Origin of the sequence: Clostridium sp., assembly GCF_051278035.1 — a bacterium.
Taxonomy (GTDB): Bacteria; Bacillota; Clostridia; order Clostridiales; family Clostridiaceae; genus Clostridium_AD.
The window spans coordinates 1-3375 of record NZ_JBNMNU010000289.1; the positions used below are offsets into that span (position 1 = coordinate 1).

Here is a 3375-nt window from a genome sequence, read left to right on the forward strand (position 1 = left end):
TGCAGAATTGGAAAAAGATTATAAAGCTATGGAAAATATGATTTTTGATAAATATATTAGTTTTGATGAAATAATTAAAACACTACAAGAATTAGAAATAGAAATTAATTCTTTGTAATAAATGATGTTTTTGATTTATTATATGCATAAAAGTACATTTTTAAAGCAAAGGTCAAATTTAAACTGCACAACCTGTTCTTTTACTTTTTGAGCAGTTATTACTAATAAAATACTTTTACCAAAAAGAGTTGAAATTTGGAACATGTTCAATAAATACTATTTATGACATATATCAATGAAGAAAATAAAGGGAATACTTTTAAAAGAACAGAGACTGTAAAAGCTTGAAAAAAACTTCGCTTTTATTCTCAAATATATCAGTTAATTTGTGAAACAATGTATTTCATTACTAATTGTTAGCACTAGTCAAAAATGTATATTATTTTTAATATAATAATTTTATGAAAACAAAAATTGAAGTTGAACAAAAAGCTTGGAAATACTTATGTGAAACTAACAAAACTTTTATTAAAACATTAATATAAACTACATACTAATAAGTATAGTTCAAGTTAATTGCTAGTATTATACTTATTTTAAAGGAGTTTATTATGATAGTTCTATTTGGGCATCAAAAAGGTGGAGTTGGTAAAAGTACAGTTGCAATAAATACAGCGTACACACTTCATAAGAAATATAATGACATTATTTTATTAGATCTGGACTCTCAAAACTCTGCAATCCTTTTTAATCAACTACGCACAAGTGAAAACCTAGCAACTATAAAATGTGTAAAAGAAAGTGATATAGACTTTAATGACTTTATCAATGAGTATTCTAATATTAAAGATAATTTATTAATTATTGATAGTGGTGGATATGATAGTGATGTTAATCGAGCTGCACTTATAAAAGCAGATATCATCATTACTCCAGTAGGAATATCTCAAATAGAAATCTTTGGCTTACAAAAATTTAGAAAAATATTAAAAGAAGCAAGTGAAGTTTTTGGTATTACTATTAAAACAAATGTACTTCTAAATAATGTAGATAGTAGATCTAAAAATAAATTACAAAACTTGCGCGAATACATCAAAGATAATTCTGAATATTTCAACTTACTAGATAGCACTATTTATTCAAGAGCTGATTATAAAAATAGTTATGGAGATGGATTGACAGTAAAAGAATTAAATAAAAAAGGCTCTGCTGCTCAAGAAATTAAAGAACTCTCAAAAGAGATATTAAAACTAATTAATAACTAGTTTATATTTAGTATAAAACTAGTTTAAAATAAGGAGTAATTAAATGGCAAAAATTAAAGATTTAGACGATCTTGACACATCAGAGAAGATGAATAAGTTCATAGGTGCTGCTGATATGAGCAAAGGTAAAAAGAACAAAGGCGGAAGACCTAAAAAAGATGCTACTGATAAAGCTAGTGAACAGATTTTTATAAATGTTACTCCTAATGAAAAAGCAAAGATAGAATCTCATGCAAAAGAACTTGGGATTAGTGTTAGTGCTTTGTGTAAGATTAGTTTGGCAAAGTTTATATAGATACTTGTACTCAGAATAATGTTACAATACTTTCATAAATAAATTGGATAAATAATGGATTTTTCACACTTAGACAGACTTAAAAACACTCTTGATACCTATCGACCATTACCAAAAGATATAGTTAATAATCTACATGAAGATTTAGTACTACGCTGGACTTTTAACTCCAATGCTATAGAAGGCAATACATTAACTCTTCAAGAAACAAAAGTTGCACTTGAGGGGATAACGGTAGGAGGAAAAAGTTTAAGAGAGCATTTTGAGACTATTAATCATAGAGAAGCAATTTTATATGTTGAAGAGTTAGTACAATTAGGTGAACTGCTAAACGAGAATGATATAAAATCCATTCACTCTTTAATTTTAAAAAATATTGATGACAAGAGTGCTGGGACATATAGAAATATTAATGTGATTATTAGTGGAGCGCAACACAAACCACCTTTATCAATTAATGTCCCTTCTTTGATGCAAGAATTTGTAGCTTGGTATAAAGAAGAACATACAAACATGCATCCTGTAGAACTCGCAGCAAGAGTACATGTTGATTTTGTGGGTATTCACCCTTTTGTAGATGGTAATGGTAGGACATCTAGACTTCTAATGAATTTGGAACTTATAAAACATGGGTTTCCGCCAGCTGTTATAGAATTTAAAGATAGACTCGAGTATTACAAGGCTCTTGATATAGCTCATACTACTAAGAATTACGATCCATTTTTAAAACTAATTTCAAAAGTAGTTGAAGAGAGTTTTGAGCCATATTTTTATCTTCTTGATATTAAATAATCTAAAGTTATATATGAACTTCATGATATTGGAGCTTACCTTCTATTTCTTATTATTCAAAAGCTAAGGGAGTGTTAGGAATTTCGTGTCAGTCTAATAAAATACTATCAAGGACTGACAATGAATGAAGATGGATCTTTTAATAATGCAATGCTTAATGTATTAAGAGGATCTAACCAATTTTTAGAGACCGTAAAATCTTCTTAATGTATTCCTCATTATGCCATTTCTTAATAATAGCCATATCCTCTTCCTCAATTTTTTTATTAAATTTTCCAAGTGCTTGAGCAATCTGCATTGCTCTTAATTCAACTGCATATAATAGTTCATGATTCCTAAACACTCCATATTGTCAAGTGCAATCCAAATATACACCAATATACAGTGCAAAAGTGCAGCACTTTGTAACACCTATTTAGCTGAAATATCTAATAAACCAGCTTCTCGTTTTTGCTTTAATCTATAGCTCTCACCAGTAACATTAATAAGAGGTGAGTGGTGTATTAACCTATCAAGTATTGCCGTTGTTAAAGCTTCATCGTTATTAAGAACCTCCTTCCATTTAGTAAAAGATAAATAAGTTATTATAAAGTTTTTTTCATATTCTAATATTTGCTGCAATTTCTCACATAAACTAGATAAACTTTAAAATCAATCGTTTAACATATATATTCATTATCAAAGAGGTAAAAGCATATATCATCAAAAGAAATAAGGTATTATATTTGGAACAAATAAAGCTGTTAGAAATTTTGTTCCAAAAAGAGTTGAATATTTGAACATTCTCCATAATCTACAGGTTTTGGAGATTGTCCATTTAAATTCAGCTTCAAACTTTTACTCAACCCACGATGTAAACTAATCATATTTTTTATTAGATTCAAACTTACCAAAATTAATGTATATAATTTAGGGTAACTCATTTACTATATCGTAAGTTTAAAGCACATAATTCTACGTATTTTATGTGCTTAATGATAAGTTATAAGCTTTGTGTTCTAAACACTGTTGACAGATCAGTTA

Annotated in this window: 5 protein-coding genes; 3 read left to right on the forward strand and 2 right to left on the reverse strand. The window is 27.9% G+C overall.

The features are described 5' to 3' along the window. Positions 1–611 precede the first annotated feature (611 nt). Genes ACJAX4_RS23055 through ACJAX4_RS23065 form a run of 3 tightly spaced genes read left to right on the forward strand, consistent with a single transcriptional unit; the run spans position 612 to position 2352 of the window. A complete protein-coding gene (locus ACJAX4_RS23055; protein WP_435791780.1) occupies positions 612–1265 on the forward strand; it encodes an AAA family ATPase in 654 nt (217 codons plus the stop codon). Between the two features lie 43 nt (positions 1266–1308). Further along, entirely contained in the window at positions 1309–1560 is a 252-nt protein-coding gene (locus ACJAX4_RS23060) for a plasmid mobilization protein (protein WP_435791781.1), read from the forward strand. Positions 1561–1614: 54 nt separating this feature from the next. Next, positions 1615–2352: a Fic family protein gene (locus tag ACJAX4_RS23065; protein WP_435791782.1), complete on the forward strand. Its 738-nt coding sequence runs from the start codon at positions 1615–1617 to the stop codon at positions 2350–2352. Between the two features lie 172 nt (positions 2353–2524). Here ACJAX4_RS23065 and ACJAX4_RS23070 read toward each other — a convergent pair whose 3' ends face one another. Further along, positions 2525–2650: a hypothetical protein gene (locus tag ACJAX4_RS23070; RefSeq protein ID WP_435791783.1), complete on the reverse strand. Its 126-nt coding sequence runs from the start codon at positions 2648–2650 to the stop codon at positions 2525–2527. A 113-nt stretch (positions 2651–2763) separates the two neighbouring features. Beyond that, complete coding sequence (locus ACJAX4_RS23075) at positions 2764–2973, reverse strand: ATP-binding protein (protein WP_435791784.1); 210 nt, start codon at positions 2971–2973, stop codon at positions 2764–2766. Positions 2974–3375: the final 402 nt, after the last annotated feature.